This is a genomic window from Aerococcus viridans, assembly GCF_001543285.1.
Taxonomy (GTDB): domain Bacteria; phylum Bacillota; class Bacilli; order Lactobacillales; family Aerococcaceae; genus Aerococcus; species Aerococcus viridans.
In genome coordinates, this window is record NZ_CP014164.1 from 1585495 (window position 1) to 1603963 (window position 18469).

The window sequence follows — 18469 nt, forward strand, 5'->3', positions numbered from 1 at the left end:
GACCCCCTTAGTTTTGTTTCCCTTTTTTCTTATCTTTTTTGTCAGGATGGTAGTTTGAAGCTTCCATAATGACTGGTAAAATCATCGGACGGCGTTGAGTTTCACTATATAATTTCTTACTTAGCGCATCCCGGATGTCACCTTTTAATTTAGACCATTCAAAGTTCTTGTCTTTAAGATTTTCCTCAGTCACTTCAACGACAAGGTCTTTTGATTCATCTAATAGGGTTTCAGAAGCCTTCATATAGATGAAACCACGAGAAATAATTTCTGGACCAGATAAGATTTTACCTAGACGGCGCGAAATCGTTAGGACAACTAAGAAAATACCATCTTCAGATAAGATACGGCGGTCGCGAAGAACAATATTACCAATATCTCCAACACCTGATCCATCAATCAATACATTTGAAGCTGGTACGGCACCACCGATATGGATATTGCCATCTTTATAGGTCAAGATATCCCCTTTATCTAATAAGAAGACACTCTCTTCTGGAATACCTACCTCTGTTGCCAAGTGTTTGTGGGCAGACATTAGACGGTATTCACCTGAAATTGGGACCACATATTTTGGCTTCAATAAGCTGATCATTAATTGTAAGTCTTTTGGACTCGCATGACCACTTGACGCATACGCCTGAGCTAATTCAACCACTTCACCGCCTGCACGGTAAACATCGTTTTTAGTTTCTGCTACCACTTTTTCCATATCATAAGAAGGTGTTGTCACAATAATGACCTTATCACCGTCTTTAATAGATACAGTTGTGTGACGGCTTGAGGCCATTTTTTGTAAGGTTGTTAATGGCTCACCAGATTTTCCAGTTTCTAGGAAAATAATTTCATGATCTTCAAAACGGCCAAGGTCCTTCAAGTTGGTAATCAAGTCTTTTGACGGAATCGATAGTTTGCCTAAGCGAATAGCTACGTCAATAATTTCTTCCAATTCAGTATCATCTAAGAAAACACGACGACCTAGTTTACTTGCAACATCTAAAACTTGTTGAATACGCATTAAGTTTGAAGCCACCGCCGCAACGATAACACGACCTTTAGCATTGCGCACTTCCTTCAACAAACCTTGTTCAATTTCAATTTCAGTGGCGTTGGGTTTCATATTTTCTGCTGCATTGGAATCTGATAGTAAGGCGAATACACCGTCACGACCGATTTCAACAATACGAGAAAAGTCTGTTTTATATGCATCTGAAACTGTCATATCAAACTTGAAGTCACCTGTATAAACGATTGAGCCTTCTGGTGTAGAGACTTCAATCCCTACTGATTCAGGTACAGAGTGAGTGGTTTTAAAGAATTTAATCACGACATTCCCAAAATCAATTTCATTATCTTCCGAAATAATATGGAAGTCTTGATAATTCTTCAAGCCAATTTTCTTGGTTTGAATTTTCGCTAATTCAATTGTTAATTCAGTACCAAATACGGGTACTTGAATATCTTTTAATAAATACGGTAAAGCACCAATAGCATCCGCATGGCCGTGGGTTAAAAATACCCCTGCTACACGGTCTTGGTTTTCTTTTAAGTATGTAAAGTCTGGAATCATCATATCGATTCCTAATAATTCATCTGGTGGGTATACAAGACCACAGTCTAAGACATAGATTGCTTCATCAACTTCGACTAGGTACATGTTTTTCCCGTTTTCACGGACACCACCCAGAGCGATGATATTAATATCACTCATATTATTGCCTCCTAATATATTGGGTTTATTTTTATAAAGTCTGGATGCACGCTAAATAGTTAGTGCAGCCTGTACCCAAGCTGACGCAAATTGTTAGTCAGCTTGGATATATTTTTTACTCAAAAAAAGTGCGGTGCAATGACGCTTCGCCACATTGCCCGCACATCGCTAGCTTAAGTATAACATAAACTAGATTAATTTATCAGCTACCATTTGTTCTGCAATCTGAATTGAATTCAATGCAGCACCCTTCCATAAGTTGTCAGAAACAACCCACATATGGAATCCACGTGGGAAGTCTAAGTCTTTACGGATACGGCCAACAAATGTTTCCGTTTTCTTCTCAGCATTCACTGCTTGAGGATATAATTGTTGGTTGATATCATCTTCCAATACAACACCAGGTGCGTCTCGTAAAACATTTTGAATATCTTCAAGTGTCACGTCATCTTTATCCACTTCAAAGTAAACAGACTCTGAATGGCCATAAACAACCGGTACACGCACACATGTCGCAGATACGCCAATCGTATCATCACCTAAGATTTTTTTGGTTTCATTGGTCATTTTCATTTCTTCAAATGTATAATGGTTGTCTTGGAACTTATCAATTTGCGGCAATACGTTATAAGCCATTTGATAATGTTTCTCGTCTCCACCAACTGGCAAGATGCCAGGTGTTTGAATATCATTACCTGCTTCAATATCCCGATATTGTTGACGCATTTCTTCAATAGCTGTCGCCCCTGCACCTGATACCGCTTGGTAGGTAGACACAATCACACGGTCTAACCCAAAGGCATCACGGATTGGATTTAAAGCCACAACCATTTGGATTGTTGAACAGTTAGGGTTAGCAATCAAGCCATTATGATTTTTCAATGCTTGTGGGTTTACCTCTGGCACTACTAAAGGCGTATTTTCATCCATACGGAAGGCAGAAGTATTATCAATGACAACTGCACCAGCATCAATGGCTGCTTGGCTAAATTCGATTGAACGGTCTCCACCAGCTGAGAAAAAGGCAATATCCACACCTTCAAAAGCATCTTTTGTCAATTCTTCAACAACATAATTTTTATCGCCCACCGGTAATGCTGTACCCGCTGAACGCGCTGATGCTAATAGTTTCACATTTTTTACTGGGAAATTTGCTTTTGCAACCAAGTGACGTAATTGTTCCCCAACTGCACCTGTTGCCCCGACAATTGCTACATTATACTCTTTTGCCATAATTGATTCATCCTTTTATTTATATTCGATATTATTCGCACTCGCTGTTTCATTTTATCAGAGCTTAGCCTTTTTCTCAATGAAAATGACAGTATTATGAAATAAAAATGAGAAAACACTCAATTAATATAAAAAAGCACCCAGCTGATTCACTGAGTGCCCTTTTTTAAAAAATTATCTGAATATTATTCGGCGTCTAAGCCTTTCATTGTCAAGTTGATACGACCACGGTTATCGATTTCTGTCACTTTTACGCGGACTTTTTCGTCCATTGACACTACGTCTTCCACATTATTGGTTCGTTCTTCTTGCAGTTGAGAAATATGCACTAAACCATCTTTACCTTTAGCGATCTCAACAAAGGCACCAAATTTTTCAATGCGTTTGACAGTTCCTACATACACTTCACCTGCTTGAACTTTCAAGGTCAATTCAGCAATAATTTCTTTCGCGCGTTTGATCATTGCCGCATTATCTGAAGCGATATTCACGCCACCTTCTTGATCGATATCAATTTTAACACCTGTTTCATCGATAATTTTGTTGATGGTATCCCCACCTTTACCGATAACCACTTTAATGTCATCTGGATCAATTTGCATTTGCTCAATTTTTGGTGCATATGGACTTAATTCAGCACGTGGTGCGTCAATTGCAGTTGCTAAGTGACCCAAGATTTCAACCCGCGCTTTATGGGCTTGGTCTAAAGCTTCACGTAGAATTTGTTCCGTGATCCCTTTAATCTTGATATCCATTTGTAAAGCAGTAATACCGTTTTCTGTACCGGCTACTTTAAAGTCCATGTCACCCAAGTGGTCTTCTAGACCTTGGATATCAGTTAAGACTGTATAGTTTTCTTCGTCTTCATCCATGATTAGACCCATTGCGATACCAGCAACTGGGGCTTTAATTGGCACACCTGCGTCCATAAGCGCTAAAGTACCCGCACAAATAGATGCTTGTGATGATGAACCGTTAGATTCTAATACTTCAGCAACTAAACGAATTGCATACGGGAAGTCTTCTTCACTTGGCAATACTTCATTTAAGGCGCGGTAACCTAAAGCACCGTGACCAATTTCACGACGACCAGGAGAACCGTAACGGCCGGTTGAACCTACTGAGTATTGAGGGAAGTTGTAGTGGTGCATGAAACGTTGGGTAACATCACCAGCTAAACCATCAATACGTTGTTCTTCAGATAAGGGTGCTAATGTCGCTACTGATAAGGCTTGAGTTTGTCCACGAGTGAATAAACCAGAACCGTGTGTACGTGGTAATAAGCCAACTTCTGAAGCTAATGGACGGATTTCATCAATTTTACGACCATCAGGACGAACTTTATCATCAGTAATTAAACGACGAACTTCTTTATATTCTAATTGGTTCGCAATTTGACGCACTTGGTCCATTAAGGTCACAACATCTTCATGTTCTGCATATAATTCGCTGTAGTGGTCGATAATCGCTGCTTTAACCGCTTCGATATTTTCTTCACGTTCCAACTTGTCAAACGTTTGGATTGCTTCAACCATTTGTTGATTGTATTGTGCTGTTACTTCAGCAACCAACACGTTGTCCGGTGTATTTAATTGGACGTCCATTTTTTCTTGGCCAATTTTTTCCCGGATTTCATCTTGGAAGTAGCACAATTCACGAATTGATGTGTGACCAAACATTAGGGCTTCAAGCATTTCTGTTTCAGATAATTCAGCAGCTGATGATTCTACCATGTTGATGGCATCTTTAGAACCAGCAACAATTAACTCTAAATCAGATTGCGCTTGTTGTTCTACAGTTGGGTTGATCACGAAATCACCATTCACACGACCCACATTAACCCCTGCAATTGGACCGTCAAAAGGAATATCAGAGATCGTTAAGGCTGCTGATGAACCAAACATTGCGGCCATTTCTGGTGAACAGTCTGGGTCTACTGATAAAACAGTATTAATCACTTGCACTTCATTGGTAAACCCTTCGTCAAACATTGGACGGATTGGACGATCAATTAAACGTGCAGTTAATGTTGCATGTTCGCTTGGGCGACCTTCACGTTTAATGTAACCACCAGGAATTTTCCCTACTGAGTACATTTTTTCTTCATAGTTTACTTGTAATGGGAAGAAGTCTTGCCCTGGCTTAGCTTCTTTTGCCCCTACTACGGCAGTTAATACGACAGTATCTCCGTAACGAACCAATACCGCTGCATTGGCTTGTTTAGCTACCTGACCGTATTCGATCGATAATGGGCGGCCGGCCCAATTCATTTTAAACACTTGCTTTTCTTCCATGTTCTAACATGCTCCTTTATTTGCATACTGCCAACAAGTTTGCTACTAAACAAATTTCTAAGATCAAGACTTGATACTCACAAATTTGCATAGTAGTGAACAACTGTTGGCGCTTTTATTCCATACTAGTTTATTTTCCTATAAAAAGGGTTAAAAATCAACAAAAGCGAGACACAAAAGTATCCCGCTTTAAGATCATATTTATAAGAATTAACGACGTAAGCCTAATGCTTTGATTAATTCACGGTAACGTTGAACATCTTTGTTACGTAAGTAAGCTAACAAGTTACGACGGTGACCAACTTTTTTCATTAAACCACGGTAAGAATGGTGGTCTTTTTTGTGCGTACGTGCATGTTCGTTAAGAGAGTTGATATCTTCAGTTAAGATAGCGATTTGTACCTCTGGGCTACCAGTATCTCCTTCGTGACGTGCAAATTGTTGGATTAATTCGTTTTTACGTTCTTTTGAAATTGCCATGTGACAACACCTCTTTCATCATATTCGCCGTAAACTGCGACAAGCGTTGGTGATTCAACTCGCGAAGTAAACGGTCATCTGACATTATACACATAATCAACTTATAATGCAAATGGAATTTTGGGGAAATTAGCAAGCATAGATGTACTGTATTGATTAATCTAAGGTGTATTGAAATTTTTAGGCATTTCGGCCTGCACTTACCCATCATCGCCTTCCATGCGGTGGGATCGTCCAGAGCCTTGGTCTCTGGACTTGGCTGACTATTCATTCTGTATGGGCTAAAGCCCACAGACTGATATACGTCACCACATCCTCTTTCACCGCTAAGGCATGCTAGGTAGTTGTGGCCTCAGCTAAAACTCGTCAAAATATTTTCCACCTTACCTATCTAACCCCTAATCTGACCGCTAGTTCTATTAATGTGCTAAAAACATGAGCTTATTGAATAAACGATAGCTATTGCAAAACTCCCTGTCATTATCACACTAAAAAATAAATTTAATACTAGTTTTGATAAAGAAGGAATCGTGACATATTCAAAGACACAAAACTTTCCCAATACGCCAACCCGTGGACAACCAGCCTTTAGTCCCTTGCGAAATGTTCATACAATATATACAATAAAGCTTAATATCGACATGGAGGCAAGCAATGAAAAAAGATCCAATTCTACCTTATTTAATAGCATCCGCCATCACCGCAATACCCTTTATTTTAATCTGTTTAACAGCAATGATTGACGTTGATTTTTTGACGGTAGTCGACCAAAATATTGGCCAACATCTCTATCAATGGGGCCCACCGCCTTTTACAACTTTTGTACAATCTTTCACCCTCATCGGTAATGCCCAAGGAATCATTCCGCTCACGATGATTATAGCCGGTATTTTTTACTATATCAGCCGAAAATGGCAAGTATTCCTTTGGATAGTTTTCACTATTCTAGTTGGCGTTGGGCCTGTAGTTGACCTAATTAAAAACATTATTCGAAGGACGCGCCCTTCCTACTTGACGCACCTTGTTGACCAAGGGGGCTATTCCTTCCCTTCTGGACATGCAACTGGCGCAGTACTAGCATGGGGAACCCTAGCTTTCTTAATTTGGTATTATTTTAAGGATAAGTACCCAAAGATGATGCCCTACTTAATTGGCTTTACCATCTTCATGGTGGTTGCCATCAGTGCATCTCGCTTATACCTTGGCGTCCACTATCTATCTGATATTATCGCCGGTTGGTCTATAGGCGCTACTTGGTTAATCCTTTGCTTGAATTACTTTAACCTTTTCATAGCAGATAAAATTGCATTGGAAAATGAAGTAAAGGATACTAGCTTAAAAGAAGAATAAGCAAAGAAAAAGGCACCGCCGACAAAGCGATGCCTTTTTTGTTACTAAAAATTTTATGAAATATCAAACGCAAGCTACGCTTACTTGATAGCTAAGACAAGTAAGCGCTATTTCTTCATTTCCGCTTTCAATTCCATGATAATGTCACGAAGTTCTGCGGCTTTTTCAAAGTTCAAGTCCTTAGCAGCTTGTTTCATTTCTAATTCCACATTCCGTAAAGCTTGTTCTCTATCATCGCGTTTCAAAGCTCGGAGTTGTTCTGTTAGAGAATTACTCATTTCTTCAGAATTCACATGGGTAATTCGAATAGCATCACGAATTTCTTTCTTGATTGTTTGCGGTACAATCCCATGTTCCTTGTTATAAGCTTGTTGGATAGCACGACGACGGGCCGTTTCATCCATTGCCCGGCGCATAGAATCGGTGATTCCATCAGCATACATAATTACATGCCCATTTTGATTACGAGCTGCCCGTCCAATGGTCTGGATAAGTGACCGCTCATTACGCAGGAAGCCTTCTTTGTCTGCATCTAAAATCGTGACTAAAGATACTTCTGGCACATCAATCCCCTCACGCAGCAAGTTGATCCCAATTAATACATCAAAAACACCTAAACGCAAGTCACGGATGATTTCCGTCCGTTCTAACGTCTTGATATCAGAATGCAGATATTTCACCTTGATGCCCACTTCTTCTAAGTAGTCAGTCAAGTCTTCTGCCATTCGTTTGGTTAATGTGGTGATAAATACCCGCTCTTCCCGTTCGATCCGGTCATTGATTTCACTAATAATGTCGTCAATTTGACCTTCAATTGGACGCACTTCCACAGTAGGATCAAGTAAGCCAGTTGGTCGAATGATTTGTTCGACAATATCATCTTCGCCAGCTTTCTCAACTTCATAATCCGCTGGTGTTGCAGATACGTATAGGGTCTGGTTTAATTTTTCTTCAAACTCTTCTAATTTTAATGGTCGGTTATCCAAGGCGGAGGGTAAACGGAAACCGTGGTCAATTAAAACTTGTTTTCTAGCCTTATCGCCATTATACATGCCGCGCACCTGTGGCATGGTCATATGTGACTCATCCACCATTAATAAGAAATCTTCTGGGAAGAAATCGAGCAAGGTATAGGGTGCTTCCCCTGGTTGACGGCCGTCCATGTGACGAGAGTAGTTCTCAATTCCGTTACAGTAACCCATCTCAAGAAGCATTTCAATGTCATAGCGGGTACGTTGTTCTAGACGTTGCGCTTCAAGCAACTTCCCTTCATCATTCAACTCTTTCAAACGTTCTTCTAATTCAGCCTCAATTGATTTAACTGATTTCTCTACTTGTTCATGGTCCACCACAAAGTGCGTCGCTGGATAAATGGGAAAATGTTCTACTTCAGACTGGACTTCACCTGTTAAAGCATCCACTTCTCGAATTCGATCAATTTCATCACCAAAAAACTCCACTCGAATCGATGAAGAATCATGAGATGATAAGAAAACGTCCACAATATCCCCACGCACACGGAAAGTCCCACGCTGGAAGTCGATATCATTTCGTTCATACTGATTTTCAACTAAACGACGCATAAAGGCATCTCTAGATAATTCCTGTCCTTGTCTGATTGATATCACATGGTCTCGGTACTCGGCTGGATTCACCAACCCATAAATACAAGAAACAGAAGCTACTACAATCGTATCCCGACGCTCCAAAATAGAAGACGTCGCCGAATGACGCAACTTATCTATCTCATCATTCACTGAAGCTGATTTTTCAATATATGAATCACTTGACGGCACATAGGCCTCCGGTTGGTAGTAGTCGTAGTAAGATACGAAATACTCCACCGCATTATTCGGGAAGAATTCCTTTAATTCCCCGTATAATTGCCCAGCAAGTGTCTTATTATGGGCTAGAACCAAAGTTGGTCGGTTGGTTTGGGCGATCACATTGGCCATGGTAAAAGTCTTCCCAGTCCCCGTACCACCTAGTAAGACTTGCGCCTTATCGCCAGCCTCCACTTGTTCTACAATTCTTCTGATGGCTTCCGGTTGGTCCCCACTCGGTTCATATTCCGAAACTAAATCAAATTGGTTTATCATCATGAACCTCTCTTCCTTTTAAAATACACCATTACATACCCTAATATTATACCACCTAAGTGATTAAAGCCGAAACCTTAGCCCTTGGAAAAAGGGGGTTCGCGACTTGGTTAACGGTTCAGTGGAAACTGCTATCAGTTTTCAAAAATCACCAGCCTTTTTTCCTTCCCAATGCCAATAAATTTTTGAACAAAATCCTTTTACAAGATACAAGTCATATTCTTGATGGTCTCTATTAGCTCGCTATTTCCACCAAGTTTGATCTGCCCAAGACATTTTTCCTTATGAATACATAAGACATTATCACTTGTTTATTTAAAGTCGCCCCTTGAGAAAACCGTGTAATTCATTACATGGATGAATCAAGTCCTAGGGTGACCGTCATTGTATTCCGTTAATTGATTTTCTATATACTTTTTGACCGTTTCTTTAGACATACTGCCTACTGTTGCCATGAAATAACTAGGTGTCCATAAATGGCCACCCCATAACATTGTCTTTGTTTCTGGATAAGATTTGAACCATAGACGTGCAGATTTCCCTTTAAGTGTCTTGACGATACTACTTACGGCATGTTTAGGGTTGAACGAAATCAACATATGGATATGGTCAGGCATAACTTGCAGCGATTGGATCACAATATCATGTTCATCACAAATGTGCGTCAACATATCTTGCATGGCGTTTTGCTTTTCAATGGTTGTAAATATTTCCTTACGATACTTTGTTACCCAAACCAAATGGAAATTAAAATCATAGACATTTGTCCTTGTTTTCACAATCATATGTAAACACCTCTTCAACTACATTATAGCAATTGTTATCGCTATAAATAATATTCATATGTATGGTATAATATATCTATAAACGCAAGGGGGTGAAAACTTGTATCAAGGAATTGAATGTAAGATCTATCCTAACGAAAAACAGCGTCAGTTAATTCATATGACCTTTGGTCATACCCGATTCATCTGGAACGAAATGTTGGCCATGTTGAATGCGCGGTACGAAAACAATCCTGACCTTCAAATGCTATCTTATAATGTGTTATCCTCTCTTATTCCACAAATGAAGAAGGAATATCCCTGGTTGCGTGAAGTTGATAGCGTAGCTGTTCAATGTAGTGTTAAACGCTTATCCGAAACTTTTGTTCGTTTTTTTAAAGGTTATTCAAAATACCCAAAATTCAAATCAAAGAAGAACACCAGACAGTCGTATTTAAGTACCATACGTGGCAACAACATTCGTTTTAATGATAATCAGCGGTATATCAAATTACCCAAATTAGGTTGGATAAAATGTAAGTCAAGTGTGCTTCATATTGAGAATGAACGCATAAAATCTGTCACCGTAAAATATACACCTAGTGGCGACTACTATATCTCCCTTTTGGTCACAAGCGATAATCAAGCAATGCCCAAAACAGGAAATGTAGTCGGTGTCGATTTAGGTGTAAGTGATTTAGCTATTACGTCTGATGGTCAAAAATATCAAAGTCAGCGACTACATTTGTCTTATCAGAAGCAATTACATTATTGGGAAAAGCGAATGGCCCGTAGACGTTTAAAAGCCAAAAAGAACGGTGTGGATTTAGCGGATGCGAAAAACTACCAGCAAGCCAAACGCCAAGTGGCCCGTATTCATCAACGTATCAAAAACATCCGCAAGGATTACATGCATAAAATCACAACCGATATGGTTAAAAGTTATGACGTTATCGTTCTAGAGGATTTAAAGACGACTAATATGATGAAAAATCATCAATTAGCCCGTTCAATCGCTGGCCAATCCTGGCGGATGTTTAGAACAATCCTAGAGGCAAAGTGCGAAATGTACGATAAGACTTTTGTAGCTATTAATCCGTACAAGACGTCCCAAAAATGTTCCAATTGCGGGTATGATAGCGGTAAAAAAGCGTTAAATATACGTCATTGGACTTGTATGAAGTGTAATATGCATCACGATAGAGATATCAACGCAGCTAAAAATATATTAAATATTGGCCTGGAACAGGCCTTAGTTAAATAGCTTAGACCGCTGTTTTGCTTTGAAATAAGTGGAACAAGTCATGAGTGTTCCTAGAAACACGCCATTTTAATGGCGTTGTAGTTCATAGCAGGTTAGATAAGACTCATTAAATTTACCTTGACTTATCTCTTATTATTTCTGTATAATATTGTCTGTTAGTGACAAGTTCACTTTTATAATTTTGACAGGAAAGTGGGTGTTTTTAATGCCAAATATTGAATCAGCAATCAAACGTGCTCGTCAAAACGAAACTGCTAACGCTCGTAACAGTGCGAAAATCGCTTCTGTACGTACAGCTGTTAAACGTTTTGAACAAGCTGCTGCAGAAAACGCAGACAACAAGGATGAATTATTCCGTAACGCTTCTAAAATGTTAGATCAAGCTGCTAGCAAAGGATTAATCCACGCTAACAAAGCTGCTCGTGAAAAAGCTCGCTTAGCTAAAAAAGCATAATCGACCTTGGTAAATGGTGTTACCAAAACCAATCATTATAAAAAGCAGGAAAATGACGTACGCATTTTCCTGCTTTTTTTGTTGCCTGTTTTTTCTCACATATATGTCTTAACTAGCTGCCCTACCTGAACAAAAGTCTAAAATAAACCACTCAATCCCAAGATGTTGGTCTACTTTTCCCTGTTTAATATCAAAGTCTAATTCAATCAACTTCATATAACCCACCATGAGTAAATTCGGCGAATAAGGATGAATCGATTGGCCAGCCATTTTAATCCGGTATGGATGAACGCCAATCGTTTCAGCCATTGATCCTTGGTCATAACCCGCTTTCTTCAATTGGATAATTTGCGTATACAAGCGGAAGTTAGACTGGAGTAAACCAAGAATGGCGATGGGTTGATTTTTCTGTGCGATTAGTTCGCGGTATAACCTTAAAGCAGCGGCTGAATCTTGACGCATAATATGGTCCGTCAGATGGAAGATATTGTCATCCAATGACGGTGTCACCAACAAGTCTACATCTCGCTGGTTGATCCTTTTCTCATCCCCTACATATAAAATCAACTTGTCCATCTCACGAATGGACTGGGTAAGCTGGAAATTGGTTCGTTTCAAGAATAGGGCCATGGCTTCTCTGGTCATATCGACGCCTTCTGAAGCCACGTACCGCTGCATATAGTCCTTCACTTGAGGTTCGGCCATGACAGAGGTATCCACAAATGTGGCCTTCTTCTTGAGTTGCTTCACAATTTTCTTCCGGCCATCTAAGGATTCATAATCAGCCACAATGACTAATACCACATCATCTGCTGGATTATCCAGGTATTCGAGTAAGGACGCGTCATCCTGCTTAATGGCGTTCTTCTTTTGTGACCCCGTTAAAAAAGCTGGTTGCCGCATTAAAATCAGTCTCGGTTGATTGAAAAATGAAATAGTGTTGGCTTCAACCATCACGTCCGCCAAGCTGTCTTCTTCCATATCAAATGACATGTAATTCATGGCGTTGGCGTCTTCTTGTAAGTACTGGCTTTCAATGGCCGTTAGAAACCGGTTGATTAAGTAGGTTTCAGGCCCTTGTAGTACATATATAGGGTCAATTTGCCCGTTATTTAGCGCCTGTAATGCCTTTTGTAATTCCATAACCTACCTCCTAATTTGATTGCACACTGTCTATTTTAGCGGATTTGGGCCAGTAAATATAGTGGACAGCGCCCATTGTATCCGTCCGGTATATTTTTGTTTGATTAGCTTCTAAATCAGCCACCACCCGGTCAGCTGGATGGCCATACCGGTTGTCTTTACCCACTGAAATCCAAGCGATTTTTGGGTCAGTCCGCTCGATAAAGTCAGCTGGCGTTGAATGGTCTGATCCATGGTGGGCAACTTTTAAAATATCCACCGGTAGACTCGGGAGCGCATTTTCTGCTGCCCCGTCTATATCCCCCGTAAATAGAAAGTCATGAAGTCCTATTCTACCATATAAGACTAAAGAATCCGCATTTTCTCCTGCACCTGATTTATCCGGCGCTAAAACTTGTAAATTAGTTGTTTGGTCAAGGGCCACCTGGTCTCCAGATTTAAGCCAGATAATCTCCATTTTGGGATTTTTCCCGGCCTCGATTGCCTCCTGCAAGGTGGTTAAGGATTCTGTGTCCGCGTCCATTCCGATGGGTAAATATAAGGTTTCGATTTTAAAAGCCTTGGCGATTTCACCGAATGATCCGATGTGGTCGAAGTCGCCGTGAGTTAAAAACACCCCATCGATGGTCCTTGTGCCCGCCGCTTTAAGCGCTGGAATAATTTGCCTTTCAGCGATACTTTCAGTATCCCGTAATTGCCAGGATTTGGATGGATCTCGGTCAGCTAAAAGTGTAGCGAAGTTGATTTTCCCCGCTAAATCGATTAAATAGACCTTTCTTTGGTAAGGCATTTCTAGGAAAAAGGTATCCCCCTGCCCAATCGCTAGCATGGCTACTTGCCCGTATCTTTGTAAATAAGGGTTCAAATACAGTAAAACTAAGCTAAGCGCTAGTAGTCCGTGCAAGCTTTTACTGATTTTCGCTTTTGAAAGATCCGCTAGATACATGAGTAAAGTGACCACAAAAAATACCAAGACAGCAATTTGTGGCCTACCCGTCACCCACTGAAACCAAGTCCATTTTCCAGCGAAAAGCGCTAGCATTTCTATTCCCTCAATCAAATAGGCTAATCCAGCTTGTAGCCAGGTGAAATAAGGGCCTAAGCCGGTGATTTGAATGAGTAAAATCAAAAGGAGTCCGGGAAATAAAAAGGTGGCGAATAGCCAGGAGTAGCCGTAATTTAAGATAAGAGACACCCAGGAGAATTCAAAGTAGGTCATGGTTAAAAAGGGAATGGTGACTAAACTACAGATGAAACTTTGCCAGATTTCGACTTGTAGGGAGTGCCGGCATTTGGCTTGGATAAATTTCCCAGTAAATAAAATGGTATAGGACAAGGCATAGGTCAACTGAAAGGACAGGGTAAAGATACTGCGTGGGTCTACAATTAGGAGCAAAATCATGGACCAGGAAGTGCCTACGAGTGACGAAGGTTGCCCGCCCCACCGCTTTTGGAGGACGTTATAAGTATAAGCTACAAAGGACCGAATCAGGCCGTAGGGCCACCCTAAAAAGACGGTGTATATGAGTAGGATGGCAATGGCGAAATAATCAAAAGATTCTACTGTGACGCCTAATCGGAGAAGGATTTTCTTGAAGAAAGTTAAGAAATACTGGACGTGAAAACCGGAAATCGAAAACAAATGAATCAGGCCGATTGCTTGATAAGCATCTAATACTTCCCCTTCAAGGGCATCCATTTCATTGAAAAAGAGGGATAAGGTATAGGCTGATACGGTTGGATTTTGAATGGTTGTCAGCCAATTAATGATGGCTTGTCTTTGGTTGGCTAACCAAAATTGACCATGATTCAAATCCCCATTAATGTTAATGGCATCCGGTGACATGATCCAATAGATATCTTGCCGTTTTAAATAAGTCCGGTAGTTAAACAGATGAAAATTTTGGTTTTCATCCGCTTGTTCTAATGTGCCAGTAAGGGTAGCCTGAAAAGATTGTTCTTTATCTAACCAAGCTTTTTGGTTATCTTCGTCTTCAAGCATATAAAATACTTGTACCTTTTCATTTTGTCCCTTTAAGAGCGTAGTCCCTCGAAAAGACAACAGATTGCCTTCAACTTTTACATCAGTGATGGCCACATCCATAACCAATTCTTCTTCTGCCCCAGTTAGGATACTGTGTCGACTAGCATCTTGATAGGCAAAATAAGCGCCGAGTAAACAATGTACAAACACTAGTTGTAGCAAAAATTTGCCTTCTTTTAAAGCAAGCACACGGACCAAAAATAAGCCATAAGAAAGCCAGACCCAAGGACTATTGGTCAGGACCACAACTGCAAGTAGAAGAACACCTAAACTATGGAGGACTAACTTATATTGCATCTTAATCCACCGTAATTAAAGGCCGTAACTTCTCCATCGTTTTCTCCCCAATTCCTGACACTTGGTCTAGGTCATCAATGGTTTCAAATAGACCGTTCGTCTCCCGGTAATTAATGATATCGGCCGCCCGCTTCTCGCCTATACCAGATAAGGTCTGTAGCATTGTAGCATCTGCAGTATTGATATTGACCAGGCCCCCGTCACTATTGGGATCCCCAGAACGCACGGATACATCACTTTCTGTGACCTGAGAATCAGCAACCAATGCTTCAGTTGAAGGACTAACCTCTTCGCCCATTTTCGGGACATAAATCACCATTTGATCAGTGACTAATTGCGCCAAATTCACCTGACTTTGGTCCGCCTCACCAGTTACCCCACCCGCCATTTCAACCACATCATGAACCCGCATACCTGGGGTCACTGGGACAACTTGCGGGATTTTTACAGCCCCTTTAATGTCTACATACCAGGTTTCATTGGCTGCGCTACTCGCGATAGTTTCGCTTTCTTCATCAGCTTCTTCATCAGCTTCTTCTCTAGAGATTTCGCTGGCTGTACCACCCACCGCACTTGATGAAACTACAACATTTTCCGACAGGTGTTCTTCTGAGCTTAGCAAGTCAGATGTTCCTTCGTCCGTTTCTGCCTCTACCACTAAGGCGTTAGTTTGGCCTTGTCTGCCTTGAAATACCTGACTAAGTCCGTAAATCCCTAGTCCACTCACAGTCACAAAGACGACAAAAATACCCAGCAAGTAGGGTCTATACAAGAACCACACTTGTTGGATATTCTTTTCTTTCGTATCTAATGCAAATTGACTTAGCCATGCCCGCAACTGCTTCATGATGATCACCTCACCTATTATATACGGCAAGATCAGTTAAAAGTGTCGGCTCATATTTCAAAACTTTGAACATTCCTTTTCTAATATAGGTCAATCAAAATAAGGAAATCTCATAAAATACACTTCTCATATATTCGACCTTAGGGAATGAGGATATTTCCCTGTCTGTTGGGCATATCTCCTTTCGGCGAAAAAGACAACACAAAAAAAGACTTATGCATATCACATAAGTCTAAGCCAAGTATATTTTTATTTTTTAACTATTTACTTGTATTTTATTCACCTTCAAGCATTCTGCGCCCTTCTTCAACAGTAGTGTTTGGATCTTCAGGTGGCGTATTTCTTAATATTTCTGGGGCAGCTGTTAGATCAGGCTCACCACCTGCCATGATGGGGTCACTACTATAGTGGAATTTGTTCCCATCACGGGCAGTTTCTCCTTCGAGTGCTTGAGAGGCTTCTCCTTCTGAGAAGTTGTAAAGTGTATGTGTAAACTCCTTACCTTGTTTTTGTAAGTCTTGAGTACCGTGTGGTACAACTGGACCATATTTTTCTTCCAATTCTTCACAAGCTTTTAAGAATTGAAGTTGGTGCTGCGTTTCACGAGCCATGAGGTAGCTTAGCATATCGCGAACACCTTTATCCTCCGTTTGCAGGAAGTTACGTGATACTTGAAGGCGAGCCTGTGATTCACGGACAACATTGAAACGCATATCAGCGAGTAAATTACCGCTTGAGGTGATGAAATTTGCGCTCCACGGGTTTCCGTTAGAATCAGATAGCCCTGCACCAAGACCATTGACGAATGCATGTTGAGGGTCCATACCACCAAGTATTGCAGCAGTCGCTGGATCGCTAGTTCTCGCAAATTCTTCTATCGTATCAGTAGGAGCGTCACGTAATAGGTCATTGATCATGGTGGCTAACATTTCCATATGGCCTATTTCTTCCGTACCAGTGTCTAATAATAAATCTTTATATTTTTCATTGCCAACAGTGTTCCAACCTTGAAGCGTATAGGCCAACATTCCTGTAGTTTCGCCCCATTGACCCCCCAAAATCTCCTGTAAGCGTCGTGCGAGAATAGGATTACTCTTCTCAGGTTTTGCATGATACTGTAATTTTGATTTTCTGATGTACATGTGACAGTCCTCCTAATGTATTATAATGTCATACGTCGCATTAATTTCTTCTAAATAAGTATTACATAATCAATGGTAGTGTACATATATTCATACTTCAAATGAAACGGTTTAAAAAAATATAATAAAAGACGCCTAGATTGAATTAATTGAGGACGTCTTTTATAACTGATATATTTATTCATTTGGTATTGCTTTATCGTTCTATAACCCAAAAAATTTAACCATTTAATTCAGCATATTTGGCTTTAATGGCTTCGTTGACATTTGGTGGTACAACGCCCGAAATGTCTCCATTAAACTTCGCTACTTCCTTAATAATGGAGCTTGAAACAAAGCGATATTTCTCACTTGATAATAAAAGAACGGTCTCAATATCTGGCGCTTGGTGCTTGTTCATTAGGGCGATATTGGTTTCTTGTTCAAAGTCACTGCCGTTACGCAAACCGCGAATCAAAATACCGCAGTCCAATTCTCTAGCAAAATTCACTGTTAGGCCAGATTTTAAGTAGATTACCTCTACATTATCTAGATGTTGAGTGGCTTCCTGGGCTAAGACTAATTTCTCCTCGCCAGTAAATAAAGAGGTTTTGGTGGTATTTGTTGCGACAGCGACGTAGACGTAGTCAAACATCTTGGCTGCCCGCTCAATCATGTCCACATGGCCCATGGTTAAGGGGTCAAAAGACCCAGCATATAAGGCTCTTCCTTTTGTTGTCATCTAGTCTTCCTCCATTCGGTATACCAAGATTCTGGTAATCCCGTAAGTCACATCTTTGATCAGTTTGAGTGGTCCAAAGGCTTCTGGCAGTGTATCCCGCTTGTCTAATTCACAGATTAAGCGGGCATCAGGTGCCAGCCAATTGTCCGCTAAAAAGCCGTTGATCACATCTTCTAATTGTTGCCCTTTATAAGGTGGGTCCAAGAATACCAAGTCAAATTGCAGGTCCTTATCTGCTTGACGTAATTGTTGGATGGCCTTGCGGTTGTCCCCTGCCTTCAAGACATACTGGTCCTCAATCCTTACAGCAGCAACATTTTCTTTAATCGTTGCTTGTGCTTGCCGGTTCTTTTCAAAACCGTAAACAACTGCTGCACCTCTTGAAATAGCTTCTATTCCAAGTGCTCCAGACCCAGCATAGAAGTCTAAAACTCTTGTCTCCTCATCGAAATAAGGGCCAATAATATTAAATAACGATTCCTTGATTTTATCTGTAGTTGGTCGGGTATTATCCCCTGGCACCGCTTTTAAACGATGTTTCCCAAATTTTCCAGCTATGACGCGCATAGACTTGTCACCCCACGTTTTAAAATTTGTCTATATTTTACCATATCAAAGACCACGCA

General features: G+C 40.5%; 15 protein-coding genes. 3 read left to right on the top strand and 12 right to left on the bottom strand.

Translation table 11 applies throughout. The features are described from left to right. Positions 1-7: 7 nt before the first annotated feature. The 4 genes from AWM76_RS07540 to rpsO form a co-directional block, all read right to left on the bottom strand. Positions 8-1711, bottom strand: a complete 1704-nt coding sequence (locus AWM76_RS07540; protein ID WP_003142460.1) for a ribonuclease J — start codon at positions 1709-1711, stop codon at positions 8-10. A 189-nt stretch (positions 1712-1900) separates the two neighbouring features. Further along, the gene (locus tag AWM76_RS07545; RefSeq protein ID WP_003142462.1) at positions 1901-2944 is read right to left on the bottom strand and encodes an aspartate-semialdehyde dehydrogenase; all 1044 of its coding nucleotides are present in this window, start codon (positions 2942-2944) and stop codon (positions 1901-1903) included. A gap of 185 nt (positions 2945-3129) precedes the next feature. Next, entirely contained in the window at positions 3130-5238 is a 2109-nt protein-coding gene (gene pnp, locus AWM76_RS07550; RefSeq protein ID WP_003142463.1) for a polyribonucleotide nucleotidyltransferase, read from the bottom strand. A 210-nt stretch (positions 5239-5448) separates the two neighbouring features. Continuing rightward, positions 5449-5718 (bottom strand): 30S ribosomal protein S15, encoded by a 270-nt coding sequence (gene rpsO, locus AWM76_RS07555; protein WP_003142464.1) that lies wholly within the window; start codon positions 5716-5718, stop codon positions 5449-5451. A 654-nt stretch (positions 5719-6372) separates the two neighbouring features. Here rpsO and AWM76_RS07560 point away from each other — a divergent pair. Then, positions 6373-7068 carry a phosphatase PAP2 family protein gene (locus tag AWM76_RS07560; protein WP_003142465.1) on the top strand — a complete coding sequence of 232 codons (696 nt, stop codon included), beginning with the start codon at positions 6373-6375 and terminating at the stop codon, positions 7066-7068. Between the two features lie 107 nt (positions 7069-7175). Here AWM76_RS07560 and uvrB read toward each other — a convergent pair whose 3' ends face one another. Together uvrB and tnpA are read right to left on the bottom strand one after the other, a co-directional pair. Continuing rightward, a complete protein-coding gene (uvrB, locus tag AWM76_RS07565) occupies positions 7176-9170 on the bottom strand; it encodes an excinuclease ABC subunit UvrB (RefSeq protein ID WP_003142466.1) in 1995 nt (664 codons plus the stop codon). Between the two features lie 359 nt (positions 9171-9529). Further along, positions 9530-9952 (bottom strand): IS200/IS605 family transposase, encoded by a 423-nt coding sequence (tnpA, locus tag AWM76_RS07570; protein WP_060779377.1) that lies wholly within the window; start codon positions 9950-9952, stop codon positions 9530-9532. A gap of 100 nt (positions 9953-10052) precedes the next feature. Here tnpA and AWM76_RS07575 point away from each other — a divergent pair, with 100 nt between their 5' ends. Both AWM76_RS07575 and rpsT read left to right on the top strand, forming a co-directional pair. Further along, the gene (locus AWM76_RS07575) at positions 10053-11195 is read left to right on the top strand and encodes an RNA-guided endonuclease TnpB family protein (RefSeq protein ID WP_060779378.1); all 1143 of its coding nucleotides are present in this window, start codon (positions 10053-10055) and stop codon (positions 11193-11195) included. A gap of 205 nt (positions 11196-11400) precedes the next feature. Then, positions 11401-11649 carry a 30S ribosomal protein S20 gene (gene rpsT, locus AWM76_RS07580; RefSeq protein ID WP_003143716.1) on the top strand — a complete coding sequence of 83 codons (249 nt, stop codon included), beginning with the start codon at positions 11401-11403 and terminating at the stop codon, positions 11647-11649. Between the two features lie 108 nt (positions 11650-11757). On the opposite strand, the gene holA is transcribed toward rpsT, so the two are convergent. The 6 genes from holA to rsmD all read right to left on the bottom strand — a co-directional run bounded on the left by holA (position 11758) and on the right by rsmD (position 18410). Next, complete coding sequence (gene holA / locus AWM76_RS07585; RefSeq protein WP_003143718.1) at positions 11758-12792, bottom strand: DNA polymerase III subunit delta; 1035 nt, start codon at positions 12790-12792, stop codon at positions 11758-11760. Positions 12793-12802: 10 nt separating this feature from the next. After that, positions 12803-15133: a DNA internalization-related competence protein ComEC/Rec2 gene (locus tag AWM76_RS07590; RefSeq protein WP_003143719.1), complete on the bottom strand. Its 2331-nt coding sequence runs from the start codon at positions 15131-15133 to the stop codon at positions 12803-12805. A 1-nt stretch (position 15134) separates the two neighbouring features. Then, positions 15135-15980 (bottom strand): helix-hairpin-helix domain-containing protein, encoded by an 846-nt coding sequence (locus AWM76_RS07595; protein WP_003143721.1) that lies wholly within the window; start codon positions 15978-15980, stop codon positions 15135-15137. Between the two features lie 275 nt (positions 15981-16255). Further along, entirely contained in the window at positions 16256-17122 is an 867-nt protein-coding gene (locus AWM76_RS07600) for a manganese catalase (protein ID WP_003143722.1), read from the bottom strand. Between the two features lie 220 nt (positions 17123-17342). Beyond that, on the bottom strand, positions 17343-17843 hold the full coding sequence (coaD, locus tag AWM76_RS07605) for a pantetheine-phosphate adenylyltransferase (RefSeq protein ID WP_003143724.1): 501 nt from the start codon (positions 17841-17843) through the stop codon (positions 17343-17345). Further along, a complete protein-coding gene (gene rsmD, locus AWM76_RS07610; protein ID WP_003143725.1) occupies positions 17844-18410 on the bottom strand; it encodes a 16S rRNA (guanine(966)-N(2))-methyltransferase RsmD in 567 nt (188 codons plus the stop codon). Between the last annotated feature and the right edge of the window lie 59 nt (positions 18411-18469).

Coding starts and splice junctions, on each gene's coding strand:
- AWM76_RS07540 (WP_003142460.1), bottom strand. CDS start 1,711: ATGAGTGATATTAATATCATCGCTCTGGGTGGTGTCCGTGAAAACGGG.
- AWM76_RS07545 (WP_003142462.1), bottom strand. CDS start 2,944: ATGGCAAAAGAGTATAATGTAGCAATTGTCGGGGCAACAGGTGCAGTT.
- pnp (WP_003142463.1), bottom strand. CDS start 5,238: ATGGAAGAAAAGCAAGTGTTTAAAATGAATTGGGCCGGCCGCCCATTA.
- rpsO (WP_003142464.1), bottom strand. CDS start 5,718: ATGGCAATTTCAAAAGAACGTAAAAACGAATTAATCCAACAATTTGCA.
- AWM76_RS07560 (WP_003142465.1), top strand. CDS start 6,373: ATGAAAAAAGATCCAATTCTACCTTATTTAATAGCATCCGCCATCACC.
- uvrB (WP_003142466.1), bottom strand. CDS start 9,170: ATGATGATAAACCAATTTGATTTAGTTTCGGAATATGAACCGAGTGGG.
- tnpA (WP_060779377.1), bottom strand. CDS start 9,952: ATGATTGTGAAAACAAGGACAAATGTCTATGATTTTAATTTCCATTTG.
- rpsT (WP_003143716.1), top strand. CDS start 11,401: ATGCCAAATATTGAATCAGCAATCAAACGTGCTCGTCAAAACGAAACT.
- holA (WP_003143718.1), bottom strand. CDS start 12,792: ATGGAATTACAAAAGGCATTACAGGCGCTAAATAACGGGCAAATTGAC.
- AWM76_RS07590 (WP_003143719.1), bottom strand. CDS start 15,133: ATGCAATATAAGTTAGTCCTCCATAGTTTAGGTGTTCTTCTACTTGCA.
- AWM76_RS07595 (WP_003143721.1), bottom strand. CDS start 15,980: ATGAAGCAGTTGCGGGCATGGCTAAGTCAATTTGCATTAGATACGAAA.
- AWM76_RS07600 (WP_003143722.1), bottom strand. CDS start 17,122: ATGTACATCAGAAAATCAAAATTACAGTATCATGCAAAACCTGAGAAG.
- coaD (WP_003143724.1), bottom strand. CDS start 17,843: ATGACAACAAAAGGAAGAGCCTTATATGCTGGGTCTTTTGACCCCTTA.
- rsmD (WP_003143725.1), bottom strand. CDS start 18,410: ATGCGCGTCATAGCTGGAAAATTTGGGAAACATCGTTTAAAAGCGGTG.